The sequence below is a fragment of the Ferrimonas aestuarii genome (assembly GCF_005116665.1).
GTDB classification, from domain to species: domain Bacteria; phylum Pseudomonadota; class Gammaproteobacteria; order Enterobacterales; family Shewanellaceae; genus Ferrimonas; species Ferrimonas aestuarii.
Genome location: NZ_SWCJ01000010.1, coordinates 77,038 through 93,205, shown reverse-complemented (window position 1 = coordinate 93,205; position 16,168 = coordinate 77,038). Strand labels below are relative to the sequence as shown.

At 46.8% G+C, this 16,168-nt stretch carries 11 protein-coding genes; 1 reads left to right on the top strand and 10 read right to left on the bottom strand.

What is annotated here, in order from left to right; translation table 11 throughout:
* The first annotated feature begins 30 nt into the window (after positions 1–30).
* Complete coding sequence (locus FCL42_RS13475) at positions 31–1,497, top strand: capsule assembly Wzi family protein (RefSeq protein ID WP_136863943.1); 1,467 nt, start codon at positions 31–33, stop codon at positions 1,495–1,497.
* Here the strand turns inward: FCL42_RS13475 and FCL42_RS13470 are convergent, their stop codons facing one another.
* The 10 genes from FCL42_RS13470 to FCL42_RS13425 form a co-directional block, all read right to left on the bottom strand.
* The gene (locus FCL42_RS13470) at positions 1,498–3,282 is read right to left on the bottom strand and encodes an asparagine synthase-related protein (RefSeq protein ID WP_136863942.1); all 1,785 of its coding nucleotides are present in this window, start codon (positions 3,280–3,282) and stop codon (positions 1,498–1,500) included.
* 2 nt (positions 3,283–3,284) lie between these two features.
* Positions 3,285–4,724 (bottom strand): oligosaccharide flippase family protein, encoded by a 1,440-nt coding sequence (locus FCL42_RS13465; RefSeq protein ID WP_136863941.1) that lies wholly within the window; start codon positions 4,722–4,724, stop codon positions 3,285–3,287.
* Positions 4,700–5,734 carry a TDP-N-acetylfucosamine:lipid II N-acetylfucosaminyltransferase gene (locus FCL42_RS13460; protein WP_136863940.1) on the bottom strand — a complete coding sequence of 345 codons (1,035 nt, stop codon included), beginning with the start codon at positions 5,732–5,734 and terminating at the stop codon, positions 4,700–4,702. The genes FCL42_RS13465 and FCL42_RS13460 overlap by 25 nt, the downstream gene beginning before the upstream one ends.
* Before the next feature lie 4 nt (positions 5,735–5,738).
* Positions 5,739–6,599 carry a glucose-1-phosphate thymidylyltransferase RfbA gene (gene rfbA / locus FCL42_RS13455; protein ID WP_136863939.1) on the bottom strand — a complete coding sequence of 287 codons (861 nt, stop codon included), beginning with the start codon at positions 6,597–6,599 and terminating at the stop codon, positions 5,739–5,741.
* Positions 6,600–7,664: a dTDP-glucose 4,6-dehydratase gene (gene rfbB, locus FCL42_RS13450; protein WP_136863938.1), complete on the bottom strand. Its 1,065-nt coding sequence runs from the start codon at positions 7,662–7,664 to the stop codon at positions 6,600–6,602.
* Between the two features lie 18 nt (positions 7,665–7,682).
* Complete coding sequence (locus FCL42_RS13445) at positions 7,683–8,255, bottom strand: acyltransferase (protein ID WP_136863937.1); 573 nt, start codon at positions 8,253–8,255, stop codon at positions 7,683–7,685.
* 400 nt (positions 8,256–8,655) lie between these two features.
* Positions 8,656–10,008 (bottom strand): hypothetical protein, encoded by a 1,353-nt coding sequence (locus FCL42_RS13440; protein ID WP_136863936.1) that lies wholly within the window; start codon positions 10,006–10,008, stop codon positions 8,656–8,658.
* Positions 10,009–10,359: 351 nt separating this feature from the next.
* Positions 10,360–11,682 carry a hypothetical protein gene (locus FCL42_RS13435; RefSeq protein WP_136863935.1) on the bottom strand — a complete coding sequence of 441 codons (1,323 nt, stop codon included), beginning with the start codon at positions 11,680–11,682 and terminating at the stop codon, positions 10,360–10,362.
* Positions 11,683–11,760: 78 nt separating this feature from the next.
* Positions 11,761–13,110, bottom strand: coding sequence for a hypothetical protein (locus tag FCL42_RS13430; RefSeq protein WP_136863934.1), 1,350 nt, complete (start codon positions 13,108–13,110; stop codon positions 11,761–11,763).
* A gap of 941 nt (positions 13,111–14,051) precedes the next feature.
* Positions 14,052–16,163 carry a secretin N-terminal domain-containing protein gene (locus FCL42_RS13425; RefSeq protein WP_169308393.1) on the bottom strand — a complete coding sequence of 704 codons (2,112 nt, stop codon included), beginning with the start codon at positions 16,161–16,163 and terminating at the stop codon, positions 14,052–14,054.
* Positions 16,164–16,168 lie beyond the last annotated feature (5 nt).

Here is a 16,168-nt window from a genome sequence, read left to right as displayed (position 1 = left end):
CAATTCCCTTACCGTTAATGATACTAATCCATGTCGCACGCCTTAAGACCCCTCTTTACCGTACTCTCTTTGCTCACCTGCACGGTTCAAGCTGCCCCATGGGTTAATCCTGACGACGTATACCTACGTGCAGATATTCAGCGCCTCGCAGACGAAGGTGTCATTACCGTACCGGTAAACACCTTTCCATTGATGTGGTCTGGAATATTAACGGATCTTAAAAATGCCAATGGCCTCACTTTATCCGACGAAAGCCAAGACGCTCTATATCGCGTCCGCCGCCGAGCTCAGTGGGAAACGGATGGCGGACTGACTGCTGCAGCGGAGTTTGGTGGCGCCAGCGACACGCCGCGCTTCCAGCACTTTGACAGCACCGTTAGAGAAACCGGAGAAGCCACAGTCTCTGCGGAGTACCTTGGGAGCCGTTTTTCAGGAAAACTCTCCGTCACCTATGCTGCCGATGCCCAAGATGACGAGAGCCTTCGTTTTGATGACTCCTACTTGGCTATGGTATGGGGAAACTGGGTGTTCTCAGCAGGTCAACAAGCCATGTGGTGGGGACCGGGCTGGGATACCGCGCTTACCATGAGTACCAATGCTCGTCCGTTACCCAGTGTTAACTTGAGCCGCAATCACGCCCACGCTTTTGAAACTAAGTGGTTGTCTTGGATTGGCCCTTGGACACTCAACACTGGTATTGGCTGGCTCAATGACGACCGCACCGTCGAAGACACCCTACTTTGGACTTTCCGAGCCAGCGCCAAGCCGATCCCGCAATTGGAGATTGGTATCTCTCGCAGTGCGCAGCTTTGTGGTGACGGCCGAGATTGCGGCTTTGATACTTGGAAGTCGATGCTCACAGGAGATGACAACACGGGCTCACTCAACGAGCCTGGTAACCAACTTGCCGCAGTGGACATGCGCTTTAGTGGCACGTTATTCGAACTGCCTGTGGGCTTGTACGCGGAAAGCATGGGTGAAGACAGCTTCCGTCTCGACCGCTTCCCTCCATTTCAAGCGAAAAGCTACCTATTTGGTGCGGACATCAGCTACGCGCTGGGTAACTCACAGATTCGTCATTTCCTAGAGTTCAGTGATACCTCGCCGAAATGTAACGGTGAGTACAACTGTGCCTATGAGCATTTTATCTACAAAACCGGCTACCGCTATCAGAAACGAAATATCGGCAGTACCTATGATAACGATGCTTATACCTATACCTTTGGTACCATCGCCAATCACCGCAATGGCCACCAGTGGCAGGTAAATCTACGCTATCTCGATCTCAACCACGACAACAGCAATTCGGTGAATGGCCCCAATACGGTTACCGATCAAGCTGAACAAGTGAGTCAAGTTGAAGCTCGATACCAGTTTCCACTGCTAAAAGGCAAGCTAGAACTTAGCGCAGAGGTAAGTTACTCCCAGTTTAAAGAAAAGAGTAATGAAACCAACTCCACTTTCTGGGCACAGTGGAGTTGGCAGCTGAGTTTATGATCAGTGTGGAGCGTTTTGCTTTCTATCCATCAGCTTTCTGAAGTAAAGTTCTGCTGAGATCAAGCTTCCAATGCTCTCCGCATGAACGGTGCGTTTTTGATAGAAACCGGAAAGCAATGTATCGATGTTTTCCTTGCCGATAACGCTCTGTAAAACAGCATTTTTATCGGTCAACAGCGACTTAGTCCAGCTCTCAAATTTGGCATCTCTTAACCAAAAGTTGTAGTCCACATAAGACTTGTTACCGCTTCCAAAGCGTCGATGTAGCCACCTGGCGCCGGTTTCAAAAACGCTGCCTTTGATAACACGAACCAAATGGCGGCGAAGACGAGCTTTCCAACTTAATTGATCGCTCTGCTCGACAACAGGATCCTTACCGGTAATAGGCTTACCGGTATCCTGCCACGGGATTTCAGCAAAGAAATTAGGGTAGAACTTCAATAACATTGAGTGATAAAGCTTGCCATTACGGCGATACTCATCAGGCAAAGCATAAACATAATCCAACAGTTCGACGTCACAAAATGGTTTTAAGCTCAGTAAATCATGGGACAACAAATCTGAGCCCAATGACACAAATCGAGAGCACCTATTTTGAATAAAAATTGGGTCCGTGGATGAGAAGTCGAAAAACTCATTATCTAAGTCAGCATCAGACGCCGAATCGCCATACGCCGCCTCTAGATCCGCCATGCTTACCTTTACGTCGTTCTTACCCTCAAGAAGGTAACTGCCACCTAAAACTAAGTCGCCAATATAGCCATTAAGCAAAAAGTTAGAGTGCGCTTGGATCGCGGGGACAGAGTTTAATGTATGCATGTGCAGTACATTCTGCATGCCATCGGTCAACCAGGCACCATGCTCTCGCCCTTCAAACCAATTGTCCGACTCGATTTCTCGGAAGTGATTGTTTACCTTAGCGACATCACTGACCTTGGCGGCAATCACCGCATCATCACAACCATTTTTACCAAAAGTGAAGCTCTGGATCTCCCCGTGATAATCATCAACGGCTGCAGCCAACAGTGCTCGAGAATCCAGACCACCACTCAATGTGATGGACAAATTGTCCTGTGTTACTGCAGACAAACACCTACCGATGCTAGCCTTAAACAACCTACCCGTGGTCTCTACGGCCTCATCAAAGGAGATATCATTCCTTTTAGATAGCGTACTCCAAGTCCAATAACGGGACTTCTCCATTTTATCAGTGGTCAGATCCACCGATATATGCGTCGAAGGCTCCATTCTGACTATGGATTTAAACCAAGTGCGATTCGCTAAGAAGTGGCCAACATTTAGGTATGTTTGAATCGCCTCTTTATCAAAGTCCAACTCAAAGCTCGGATTGAGAGACACGCCCTTCAACTCTGAACTGAACCCCAATAAACGATCGCCATCCATCCAAAGATAGAGCGGCATAGTGGCATAACGGTCACTGATTAAATGAATTTTATTCAGTAACTTATCAAAAATCAGCAAGCTAAAATAGCCATTTAGCTGCTCCAAGCATTCAAACAATTCATCGTCAGCATAGCGCTCTGCCAAATGCTGGCTTATGGTCTTGGCTGGCAGATCGCCAACGGTCAAATAGCCGAAAACTTGAACAAGAATTCGCTCATCTTCGTACTTGTCATCGCCAACACCAGCTCGAATGCTCTTAAATCCAAAGCCAAAGCCCTTTGAAAAAACACTGTACAATTGCTCACCCGACAGATTGCCGAGAGCGTTACCTAATGTCTCTTGACGTAAATTGTTTTCAATTAAACCGACAAAGCCTGGCACAGTTATTTCCTTAAAATGGTCTTTAGTTTTTTAACAGAGAATGGGGCAACAATAATGATGTAAGCCAGAGCAGTCACCAGCGCTAAAATTTCATCACCTATATTACCGCCGTAATTCAAGCCATAATGAGTCATTGCAATACTGGAAATAGCTGCGAAAACAGGGAGTAAAATAGGCGCGAATACGCTGATATACCTTAAGTTCACAACTGGCTTAATCAAGTATTTCACATGTAAAACGAACAACAGCGTTTGCAGTGCAACTAGGGAAGCAACCACAGCTTCGATGCCGCCAGAGATAGAGGCGATAATAACCCCTGGGCGAACAACGGTAACAAAAATGTTCCACCAGAATGCTCTCTTAACCTCCCCGGTCGCCCTCATCAATGCTCCAGAGGGGTTCACCAACGAAATCAGCATCATGTAGATGGACATTAACGACATCAGTGTCCCATGTTGAGCCCATTCCTGGCCATAAACAATCGTCAGGATTAGTTCAGAGTAAAAGGCCATAAACAGGTAGAGGGGAATATTGATGAGAGACAGAATCTCTAAAACGCCAGCGTAAACTTTTGCCTTCTCTTGAGACTTTCCAATGGACGCCATCAATGGGAAGGTCACTCGATTAACAATAGGATTAATCAGTTGCAACGCGGGTCGGAAAACCAGATCTTTGATATACGCATAAAACCCAAGAACCTCAGCACCCAGCACCTTACCAATCAAGAGTTGGTCAAACTGAGAGCTAAGATAGTTAACTAAAGCATCACCGGTTTGATATAGGCCATACTTAAGTGGCTCAAGGATCTGCTCAAAATGAATCAATGACAGCGAAAACAGATGCTTTCGACCCACAAAAAGCATAGTGATAAAGAGCATTAGAACCGCGAACAACTGGCTCCAAACAATCGCCAGCGCTCGATAGTCAAAATGCAGCAACACAAACATGAGCGCCAGGCCCGAACATGAGCTTACGATCTCAATCTTGGCAATATCTTTAAACTTCAGCTCTTTTTGAAGAGATGCGATAGGCAGTTGGGAAAGGCTTCGAAATATGAAAATAGGGGCAATCCAGGCCAATAGCAGACCACTGCCTGGTATGTTAAAGAATGATTCAATAATGCTCGACGTTGAGAATAAAACCAGAGACAACACCGCCGCGATAAGAATAGATAGCGTATACAGCTGGTTTTTTCGTGATTGGCTTAAATCCCTGTAGTAGATGAACGCGCTAGCGAAACCACCATCACCAATAATGAAAGCTAAGCCAATCACCAAGTTGACTAAGGCTAATGCACCAAGCTCTGCCGCTTCTAGAATTCTGGCCGCGATAATCAAACGAGTAAACTGAACCACACCTCGAACCACGGTTCCCAGTGCAGTCCAAGACACGCCTCGTAAAGCGATGTTACCTATACTCAAGCGACCAACACCTGCTTCCAACGAGGCATCAACGCTTGTTCGCTAAACGTCGACCAGAATCGTTGTGAGTTTTGTGCAAAACGGGCATCACCATCGCATTGCGAAATCGACGATAACTGCTCAAGGCCACTAACCACGAACTCCATATCGGTAAAGTTCTTAAATGTAGTAGTTGAGTCTCTAACAAACAGCGGTTTACCAGACATCAGCATGAAATAAGCGACATATAGCCCTTTCTGCCTTTTATGGGCCAATACGGCGCCGTCGATATTGATAAGCAGCTCATCGTACTTTGTCTTAGCTAGCATCTCAGTTATTGGTTGGAACTGCCCAGCCAGCTTCGCCTCACCGTATTGAATGACTTCATTGATGTAGTCTTCATTACCGCCATAATTCAACGGCATGATCCACTGAGTTGATGGACTTTTTATCTCTGATGCACGATCGATAAGCTCAAAATGCTCATTGCTCTTATCCGCCGATGTGCCCAACAGAACGTGACGTTGTTCATCATTCCGGCTGCGTTTCAAATTACTATCCACACCCAACAACGGATATGGCACCACTTCAACCCGCTCGCAGCCAAACGTCGACGTAATGAGCTTCGCATCCCCCGGGTTCAAAGCGATGACTTTCTTCATTCGTTTTACTAAATATCGATGAAGAATAAAGCCCAGAGAAACCCGCCAATCACTACGGCGATCGCAGTAGCGATAAGTATCGGCGCCCCAACTGACCCACATAGCATTGCGAATGCCTTTCCAATTAAGCAAAGCCAGCGTTAAATGGCGATCAGTTAAACTGTGGAATACAACGCGTGCCGAAGCTGGTAGTGCCTTTAACCAACGACTCAACTCTTTGTAATCTCGATAATAACGGTAATCTGAATCGTCTAATTCAGCACCCGCCTCATTACCTCTCGGTGCTCTGCACCAGACTAACTGTTCGGCAGCCTCCGTAACGGTTTTCTTAAAGAAAGGCACCATCTGATTATAATGATGGGGATCATTCTCAAACACATGAACCAACATCAAACTAGATTAACCCTTCTAAATAACGACCATACTGAGTTTTCTTAAACAGTTTTGCGCGTTCAACCAGCTTCGCTTTGTCTAACCAACCTTGGTTATAAGCAATCTCTTCGAGACAGCCAACCTTGAAGCCTTGACGATGTTCGATGGTTTGAATGTAGTTGCTGGCCTCCATCAAACTGTCATGAGTTCCGGTATCCAACCAAGCAAAGCCTCGACCTAAGATCTCCACATCCAACTTACCTTGTTCCAAATAAGCTTGGTTGATGCAGGAAATCTCAAGCTCACCTCTTGAAGAAGGCTTGATGGTCTTAGCCAGTTCAACAACTTGATTATCATAGAAGTAAAGCCCAGTTACCGCATAATTGGACTTCGGCTTGGCGGGCTTCTCTTCTATAGAAAGCGCTCGCATATCTTGATCAACTTCCACCACACCAAACCGCTCTGGGTCTTTGACCTGATAAGCAAATACTCGGGCACCATCGGTAATCTGCGCGGCCTGCTTTAGCTTGGGAGAGAAGTTGCCACCATAGAAGATGTTGTCCCCAAGAATCAGGCACACTGAATCATCACCGATAAACTCCTCGCCCAAAATAAAGGCTTGCGCCAAACCATCCGGAGAGGGTTGCACCACATAGCTAAGCTCAATGCCAAAATCGCTACCATCTCCCAAAAGGCCTTTAAAGCCAGCCTGATCTTCTTCAGTAGTAATGATCAAAACCTCGCGAATACCCGCAAGCATGAGCACTGACAAGGGATAAAAGATCATCGGTTTGTCATAAACCGGCAGTAACTGTTTCGATACGCCTTGGGTGATTGGGTATAAACGGGTGCCACTGCCCCCCGCCAAAATAATGCCTTTCATCTACGCATCGACTCCTAAACGTTCACCTTGGTAGCTGCCATCTTGTACTCGCTGGCACCATTCACCGTTATTCAGGTACCATTGCACCGTTTTTCTTAAGCCGGTATCAAAGGTTTCTTGCGGATTCCAGTTCAATTCTTTAGTCATCTTTGCTGCATCAATGGCATAGCGTCGATCGTGGCCTGGGCGGTCAGTAACAAACGTAATTAGCTCGGAAAAATCTGAAATACCCAGAGGCTTAGGAGCAAGCTCATTCAGCAATTCACACAGTCGATTAACCACATCCAGGTTAGTGTGCTCGTTATGACCGCCAATGTTGTAGGTTTCACCTACTTCGCCATCACACACGACTCGATACAAAGCTCGAGCATGATCTTCCACATACAACCAGTCACGCACCTGCAGACCATCTCCGTATACTGGCAACGCTTCGCCACTAAGCGCATTTAAGATCATTCGAGGAATTAGCTTCTCAGGGAAGTGGTAGGGGCCGTAATTGTTCGAACAGTTGGTCACCAACACCGGCAAACCGTAGGTGCGATGCCATGCACGAACCAAGTGATCAGAGCTGGCTTTACTGGCAGAGTATGGCGAGCTTGGTTCGTAGGAGTTGGTTTCTGTGAAGGCCGGGTCACTGGGCTCAAGGTCGCCATACACTTCATCAGTAGAGATATGGTGGAACCGGAATCCATCGCGCTTTTTGCCCTCTAGGCTCTTGTAATAGCCTCTAGCGGCTTCCAGAAGCTGATAAGTTCCAATCACATTGGTTTCAATAAAAACCGCTGGACCATCAATAGAGCGATCTACGTGAGATTCTGCAGCTAAGTGCATAATGGCATCGGGCTGATACTTCTGCATCAACTCCACCATCTTCTCACCGTTACAGATATCCGCTTGCTCGAAGTGGTAACGATCGCTACCGGAAACGCTAGCCAAAGATTCAAGATTGCCTGCATAGGTGAGCTTATCGACGTTAACAACACGGTTATTAGTGTCGTTAATCAAATAACGTACTAAGGCACTGCCGATAAAACCAGCACCTCCAGTAATAAAAAGAGTTCTCATTAACTGCTCATTTCTGAATTAACTATTTTCTACATGAAGCTCAAGCTTCTCTTGTAATTTAATGGCGTTCTTACTTCTGGATTTTATTCGCTTTGCAGGTTGGCCAGCGTATATCTGCCACTCAGCTAAGCTCTTGTTTACTAAGCTAAGCGCGCCTACAGCTGCGCCGTCTCCCAGATCCACACCGGGAAGGACTACCGCTCCGGCACCAATGATACAGTGCTTGCCAATATTGATCGGAGCGTGGGTCACATTAGTGAACTCATCAGGCACCATTGGGTTGGTCATCCACTCCCCAGAGTAATCGTCGCTACTGGAGTAGATTGACACGCGACCAGAAATGTTAGCGTAATCACCTAGCTCTACCCGCCCAGCACCCACAATTGAGCTATACAAAGCGATGTGAATGCAGTTACCGAGTTTAATCCCTCCAGCACCTGCAGATAGAGTGCAGAAATCATCAATTCGGACATTATCACCAAGCTCTATGCGTTCCACTCCATAAAAGCTGGCTTTAGTACTGATCCGAGGATTTTGACCAACGCGGGCAAATCCCATTTCTACAAGTTGCTGAGAGGAGTAACAGGCCATCAGTCTACACTCATATTAGATTTCAAATTTCGATTCATCTCTTAACAACGAACCAACCGTGTCACGATTTAAAAGAACGGGTATCTGTCGTTGTCACGTTGCTTGAAGATAGGCGTAGAACAGAGGCATCCGCTGCTAACATGCTCTAGTCTGCGAGAGTGGCTAGTATAAGTGCTCATCTACCGCGGCATCAAGGGCTAGCGCTAGGGGAAGAAGGCAACGGGAGTTAGGCGTTCAGATACAGAACAGATTCAGCTCTGAATGGGTCTCAATTTGAATTGCAACACCGTCCCAGCAGCGACAATAGGACGATCTACAACCGATGGCATCCATATTGTCACCACATGCGATCAAAAAAGCGGGCATTATGCCCGCCTTTTACATCACTTAAGCTGTGTCATTACTGCTTAACGGTGTTGATAACAGCGCGGTCGCCACCCTGGAAGTACAGAGCGTTAACTTCGATGTCATCTTTAGGAGCGTTAACGATGATGTCCATCGCTACGTCACCCTCAATACCAGCTTTCTGCAGTGCAGAGGTGATGTTGGTCTGCGCTTCTGGAGCAGCAGCCACATCCAACATGAAGGATTCAGGCTTCTTATCTTCAGTAGAAGCATAATAAACCATCACTTCAATGTCACCTTCTTGGTTAGACACGTTAGAGATGTTCACGATTGGGCTGAAACCATCACGGAATGGCATAAATGGTACGTGTACCACAGCACCGTTCAGTTCCCAAGCACCAGCATCCAACTCGGCAACGTCTGCAGTAGCAGTCTTGGCGTTGGCAGTAAACTCAACATCGACATCCAGACCAAATTCCTGAGTACCGATAGGGCTAGTCAGTGGATCGGTATTTGCACCAGCAGAGCCGTTCAAGTCCAGAGTCAGAGTGAATGCACCGGTAAACGCAGTGTACTCAACGGTAATGGCTTCTTCAGTGTACTTAACTGATGCTGGAGAACCAGATGCAGTCACTACGCCTGCAGCAGGCTGTACACCATCGGTATCTTTATCGCTGTCTAGGAAAGCGAAGTCACCGGATACAGTGAAAGTGGTTTTACCAGGGGTACCGGCATTCAACCAAGAACTGTTATTGTTAGTTACAGTAGCATCCATATCGTCGGATACCGCGCTGATAGCACCGCCACTGGTAGTTGAGAACTTCAGACGCTGCTCGTTTACATCGATGATGGCATCGAAGTCATCGGCAACAGCGGCAACAAACTGAGTTTTGGTAACCAGTAGGTCGCCAGAGTTCTTAGCAGCGCTGTCAAGCTCTTGACCATTTGCGGTTTCAGCAGCGTAAGCGATGGTAGCTTTGGAGCCCAGAGTATCAGCTTTAACAACCAGACCAGTCAGATCAATTTGTTGACCAATGGTGGTAGGAGCTTCAGTCAGACCAGAGCTATCCAGCTCAGTTACACGATAAGTAGCAGTAGTAGCAGTCTTATTCAGCAGACCTAGAGTAATACCGATCAGGTCAGGAGTTGGAGTTGCATCCTGAGCTACAGAGATGGTAGCAGGAACAGAAGTAGTATCCAGCTCAGCACCCGAGATAGTGAAGGTGATCAGATCGCCTACTGTGTACTCGGCACCCAATACTACGGAAACGGTAGGAGCAGAGATCTGGGTGTGCAAAGCATTACCTTCTGCAGAAACGGTTGCCGCAGTGGTGTTGTCTGCTAGGTTAGCTGCAGAAGCAGTGGTTGCGATAGAAGCAATTGCCAGAGCAATAAGCGACTTCTTCATGTGACTTTCCTTAATCTTAGTTTCATGAAACATTAAAAGTGGTAACTATTCGTGTATCCCACCAAATTGAGCAAAATGAATTTTGCATTAATTTTTACATTTAAAACTCAATACAAAAGTGGAATTGATGAGGACTAAACTAGAACAGCGTAATCCGACCACTTTCCCTGAGCATAACAAAGCAAAAACATCATAGCCACCATTAATTTCACAAACATCAAACAAAGACATTATTCGAAAAATCAGACAAGTAGCAATGGTAAGGCTACAGAGTAGTCTCGCCAAGGTTACAACGAAAAGCAGCTAACAATAGTGATAGAGAGCAAAAAAACGACAACAATTGCTACATCTCTAATGATTGCGTTTGTGTGCACGAATCACAGTAATGTCATCGGGTAATCGATATTGGCTGTGGACACTGATTAAGTGGGGCTCTTCATCAATAAGTAGCTCAATGGCAACGTCATCGCTTAATGCTAACTCACTTAACGCAGGCTCCAGGTCTAAAATCGTATTCGGCTGTATCTCTGCCAATGAGTCGATGACAAGAGGGGCACGGCCGTCAGAAAAGTAGATCTTAGCCATAATGGGGAGTTGCCTAGAAGACAAACTGCTAACAACAACTGAAACACTCATGCCTTCTCTATACGGCAAAAAAGGTACGATAAAATGAGCACCACTGCTTTGCCAGGCTCCCCAATTTTGTCCCATTGCTAGGTTTTCGGTCTTCTCCAAGCTAAAACCGTCGAACTCGATATAATCTTGAATCACTTTGGCAGAAAATTCTTGACTCGAAAGAGGAGCTTCAGCCTGCTCCTCTCCAGATTTGGCAATATCAACCGTTAGAGTCATAGTCTGCTCAGGAGCCAACTCTCGACTATCTAACTCGATTAAAAGGTGGTCTCGGAAAACCTGAAGCCGCTCGCTGGCCGTTGTTGGCGACAAACTAAAGTGCGACTCGGCACCAACAATTTCGCCATATTGATCCGCCTTCCCTAGGAAGGCAAAGTTACCTTGCAACAGAACCTGAACGCGACGGCCCTCGGCCGGATGAAGCAGTTGATCAAAAGTTTGTTTCGGTTGTTTTCTTAACACAAACTGTAACTGATCTTGGTGCTTATCTGTCCCAGAGCCAACAAACTCACGCATCCCTTCAGTAACGTTAATATGACGGTCTAATGGGTGAGAGACCTCGGCAGTAAACTGTTCAGCCAAGACCAGCAAGGGCTCCCCCATCACAGACTCTACTAAGTGGCCACCATATCCATAGTTGTAAAAACTAATAGTCTGGCGCTCAGTCAATTGAAGCGGTTTCAAACTGAGCCGGAGATCGTTCAATGTTAAAGGCTTGCCTACATTCAGTCCGTTAGTAGAAGTAATGCGGTAACTAACACTACTGCCGGTACTGTTCATTAAGCCAGCGGTAATAGAGCCATCAGCACTACTAAGGGCGCCAGCCCCAAGAATCTCGCCATCATTAACTTCAAAGGTCAATACGTCCCCGACACCATACTGTGTTTCTGGGACCAGCTGTAGGGTAAGGTCTACGTATTGTTCAGTATCCAAGCCTTGTTTAGACACTAAATATTTAGGAACCTGCAGATGCGCTGCCTGAATGGGCATATTTACGAAAGAAAAAAATAGAATCGCTAAAAAAAATGGACGCAAAGGCACAGGAACTCCCTTCATACAAAACTAAAAAACAAAAAAGCGGGCTAAAGCCCGCTTCTTAACACAATTTAAGCGTAATGATTACTGCTTAACGGTGTTGATAACAGCGCGGTCGCCACCCTGGAAGTACAGAGCGTTAACTTCGATGTCATCCTTAGGAGCGTTAACGATGATGTCCAGCGCTACGTCACCTTCGATACCAGCTTTCTGCAGAGCAGAAGTGATGTTGGTTTGAGCTTCTGGAGCTGCAGCAACACCCAGCATGAAGGACTCAGGCTTCTTATCTTCGGTAGAAGAGTAGTAAACCATCACTTCGATGTCACCTTCTTGGGTAGACACGTTAGAGATGTTAACGATTGGGCTGAAGCCATCACGGAAAGGCATGAATGGTACGTGTACCACAGCACCGTTCAGTTCCCAAGCACCAGCTTCCAGCTCAGCAACATCAGCAGTAGCAGTCTTAGAGTTAGCTGCGAACTCAACGTCTACGTCCAGACCGAACTCTTGAGTGCCAATAGGGCTAGTCAGAGCTTCAGTGTTAGCAGTAGCACCGTTTAGATCCAGAGTCAGAGTGAATGCACTGGTGAACGCAGTGTACTCAACAGTGATTGCATTTTCAGTTACTTTAACAGACGCAGGAGAACCAGAAGGCTTTACAACGTCAGCAGCAGGCTGGATACCGTCAGTATCTTTGTCGCTGTCTAGGAAAGCAAAATCACCAGATACGGTGAAAGTAGTCTTACCTGGAGTACCAGCGTTCAACCAAGAAGAGTTGTTGTCAGTAACAGTTGCATCTAGGTCGTCAGATACCGCATCGATAGCACCACCAGAAGTAGTGGAGAACTTCAGACGCTGCTCGTTTACATCGATGATAGCATCGAAGTCATCGGCAACTGCAGCTACAAACTGAGTCTTAGCAACCAGTAGGTCGCCAGAGTTCTTAGCAGAGCTGTCCAGCTCTTGACCATTAGCGGTTTCAGCAGTGTACGCGATGGTAGCTTTAGAGCCCAGAGTATCAGCTTTAACAACCAGACCAGTCAGGTCAATTTGCTGACCGATGGTGGTAGGAGCTTCAGTCAGACCAGAGCTGTCCAGCTCGGTTACACGGTAGGTAGCAGTAGTTGCAGTCTTGTTCAGCAGACCCAGAGTGATACCGATCAGGTCAGGAGTAGGAGTGTCGTTCTGAGCTACAGAGATGGTAGCAGGAACGGTAGTGGTATCCAGCTCAGCACCAGAGATGGTGAAAGTGATCAGATCGCCTACAGTGTACTCAGCACCCAGAACTACAGAAACAGTAGGAGCAGTGATTTGAGTGTGCAGTGCGTTACCTTCTACAGAAACGATACCTGCAGTGGTGTTGTCTGCCAGGTTAGCAGCAGAAGCGGTAGTAGCGATAGAAGCAATTGCCAGAGCAATAAGCGACTTCTTCATGTGATGTTTCCTTATCATAGTTTCATGAAACGTAAGGTTTTACTTCGCGTCATTAAAATTGGTATTGCCAAGGCAGGAAAGGAGCCAAAGCAGTTGACGCAACCAGCAAGAATGTTAATTGCAGACCTGAACTTTTGTCAACGTTCTTAAAGGGTTAATCATGACCCAAATCAAACGATAGCCGATAAAAGCATCAAACCATCATCAATCTTCTTGAATCTATCAGTGGTGAGAGTTTTCCCACCATCTGCTGGGCGTTAAAGTACACCATCTTTAATGGATGTCAAAATTGAAAAAAACGGTAACTGTCGGGGGGATCACAAACCGGACTTATTTAAGTCCAATTCATTATTTCAAAAGGCTCGATGACCATTAAGAGCGCTTTTATCAGCGTATTGACAAACCAAATCAAAAGAGAAAGAGCACTGGACCTTCCTCCAGAATTACAGTCACCTAGGCCCCGCAGTGAGTCCATCCCAGTTTAAGTTTGCCTACTAAAAGAGCAGGCACAGCTATTGAACAACTCGATTTCAATCAACTATGGCTTAACGACATAGTCAAACATATTTAAAGACGTTCTACGATTCCAGCGAATAGTTCCATAAATATGCCTTTATCTAATCGCTTTCCTAATTCCCTTGCCGAAGAATTCGACCAAAATTTAGGCGAAAGAATACAAGAGGCATTAAGAGGGATGTCCCAGCTGAATAAAAAACAGAAAAGTCATAACTAAAAGGTATATACCAATAATGCCAAACGGTTAATTTTCAACCACCCTTCCACTAACACCGAAAGCAGACTAACGCTGAGTACGACTCAGCCCGCCAAGGGCACGCCTTGCTTTTATTGCCACTGTCGACCTTAAAACTTCGCGCTAAAGCCTAAAAAACGCAAAAAAAAACCCCGCAGAGCGGGGTTAGATAAGGTTACTGATCATCACGTCAATTATTCTGCACTGTTCCATCGTCAGTAGCAAGTGTTTGGCTGGGAAGGGTAATCTGAGTCAAGCCGCGCTGGAAGTCACTCATCAAATCGCCCCATTGACTGCTGTCGTGAATCACTTTGGGGGTGATCAACATGACCAGCTCAGTTTTTACGCCGTTTTGATCTTCCGTACTAAACAACCTTCCTAACAACGGAATGTCACTCACACCTGGTACTGACATATCTTCGTCAGAGCTAGTGCCACTGACTAAACCAGCCAGCAGGATAGTTTGGCCACTCTCCGCCACCACCTCAGTGCTCAAGCTACGTTCGAAAAGATCCGGATTACCACCACCTTCTGAGCTACTGGCGACCGTATTGGTAATGGTCTGGCTGATCTCCATGATCACCACCCCTTGGGCATTCACCGTCGGCGTTACCTCAACGTCCAGACCGGTTTTAAGGTATTCGCTATTAGTCGTAATAGGGGCATCTTCGGACCCTGAGGATTGAGATGTTCCGGTAACAATGGAGATCTGATCCCCAACAGCAATCTTGGCAGTTACCCCATCCCTCACCAAAATACTAGGATTTGACAGCAGGTTAGACAGCTTATTGCTCTCAAAGGCCTCGGCCAATGCAGAGCCATCGTCGCCCTTTAAGCTCAGGCTGAATCCACTTTTACCTACTTCAAAGCCGGTGCCGACGCTAAAATCCCCCTTCTGGAGCGCCCACTGAACCCCCAGATTAAATTGGTCCTGCAGTTTTACTTCGACAATGGTGATGTCTAGCATCACCTGCTTCGGCAAAATGTCTAAGCTTTCAATAAGGGGCAACATGGCTTGATAATCCGCCCCAGTTGCTTTAAAGATGATGGAGTTCGAGCGCTCATCGACCACCATAGACAGGTCTTCACTCTGCCCCCCCATGGTATTTCGACTGGTCGAAGGGGCTTTCCCAGTTTCACTATCAAAATTACTGCTGTCGCCACCGGTGATACTGATGCCGAGTAGCGGCCCTAATGACTGACCAATATCCGAAGCTCGAGCATAGCGTGGGTGGTAGGTAAAGTAGGACTTCGCATTGCCCTTGGCAGGCTTGTCCAAAAGCTTGGTCCAAAACCCAACGCGTTTGACGATAGACTCATCACTGGCAAAAGCCACCACGCTATTTACAGAGTCAAGCCCAACCAATACCAACGAGTTGTTCAAATAGCTGGTTGACGAGGTACTGATGCCTTCGTTCTGCATCAGCGGCACCAACTCTTTAATAAAATCAGCCGACTTGGCAAACTTCAGCTCGATGAGTCCGATGTGCTTGCCTCGGTTTGCAGGCTTATCCAACATGGCGATGAGCTCCATCGCCTGAATCACCTCTTCCCGCTTACCCTGGACAAAAATGATGCTCTGGTCACGATCCATGGTGATTTTGGCACTGGCGAGTGAGCGCAAAGTGGTTTCAATGGACAGAGTAATGCCGAATTTGGTCGGCACCGCTTGCATAATCTGACCAGTAACATTAGGCACTTGGTTAAATTCATTGCCGATAGCAAACTGCACACTTGCACGCCCGTTGGCCTCAGCTTGATGGATAAGCAGCAGTTCACCATCTTGCTTAATGCTGAATTGATTTTGGGTCAACAACTCTTGAGTCAACTCAAACAAACGCTGAGAGCTGATCGGCTGCTGCAGGTTTAAGGTAACCGTCTTACCAGACTTTTCAACACCAGGGCCAAACACATAGTTAAGCCCCAGTAGCTCTCCTAGCGCGTAGTGCACAAATTGAGATACCGGCATCTGTTCTGCTGCCACTTTCAACTGGTCATTGCTATCTAGGCGCAGATTGATGGCGCTGCGGTTGCTAATTTTCGTCTGCGAACGCTTCAAACTTGGGAGTTGTTGGGCACCTTGGCTTCGTTCGTCAGCTTTACTTTGAGCTTGCTCCGCCTGTGCTGCAGACTCTTTAGCTTGATTACGCTGCTCGTCCGGCTCATGAAGGTAGGACTTTTCCAACTGATAAGATGGATCATTGGAAGTTGGGTACCCCAAGTCGCTTGTTCTTTCAAAACCTGAGCCAGCGCAACCTGACAATGCGGCAGCCAGAGTGATGGTGATAACTGTGTGTTTCATGTTTA

Bases quoted from the DNA above. Each gene is read 5' to 3' on its own strand.
- FCL42_RS13475 (WP_136863943.1), top strand. From the start codon at position 31: ATGTCGCACGCCTTAAGACCCCTCTTTACCGTACTCTCTTTGCTCACC.
- FCL42_RS13460 (WP_136863940.1), bottom strand. From the start codon at position 5,734: ATGTTGGTTCATGTGTTTGAGAATGATCCCCATCATTATAATCAGATG.
- rfbA (WP_136863939.1), bottom strand. From the start codon at position 6,599: ATGAAAGGCATTATTTTGGCGGGGGGCAGTGGCACCCGTTTATACCCA.
- rfbB (WP_136863938.1), bottom strand. From the start codon at position 7,664: ATGAGAACTCTTTTTATTACTGGAGGTGCTGGTTTTATCGGCAGTGCC.
- FCL42_RS13445 (WP_136863937.1), bottom strand. From the start codon at position 8,255: ATGGCCTGTTACTCCTCTCAGCAACTTGTAGAAATGGGATTTGCCCGC.
- FCL42_RS13440 (WP_136863936.1), bottom strand. From the start codon at position 10,008: ATGAAGAAGTCGCTTATTGCTCTGGCAATTGCTTCTATCGCAACCACT.
- FCL42_RS13430 (WP_136863934.1), bottom strand. From the start codon at position 13,110: ATGAAGAAGTCGCTTATTGCTCTGGCAATTGCTTCTATCGCTACTACC.
- FCL42_RS13425 (WP_169308393.1), bottom strand. From the start codon at position 16,163: ATGAAACACACAGTTATCACCATCACTCTGGCTGCCGCATTGTCAGGT.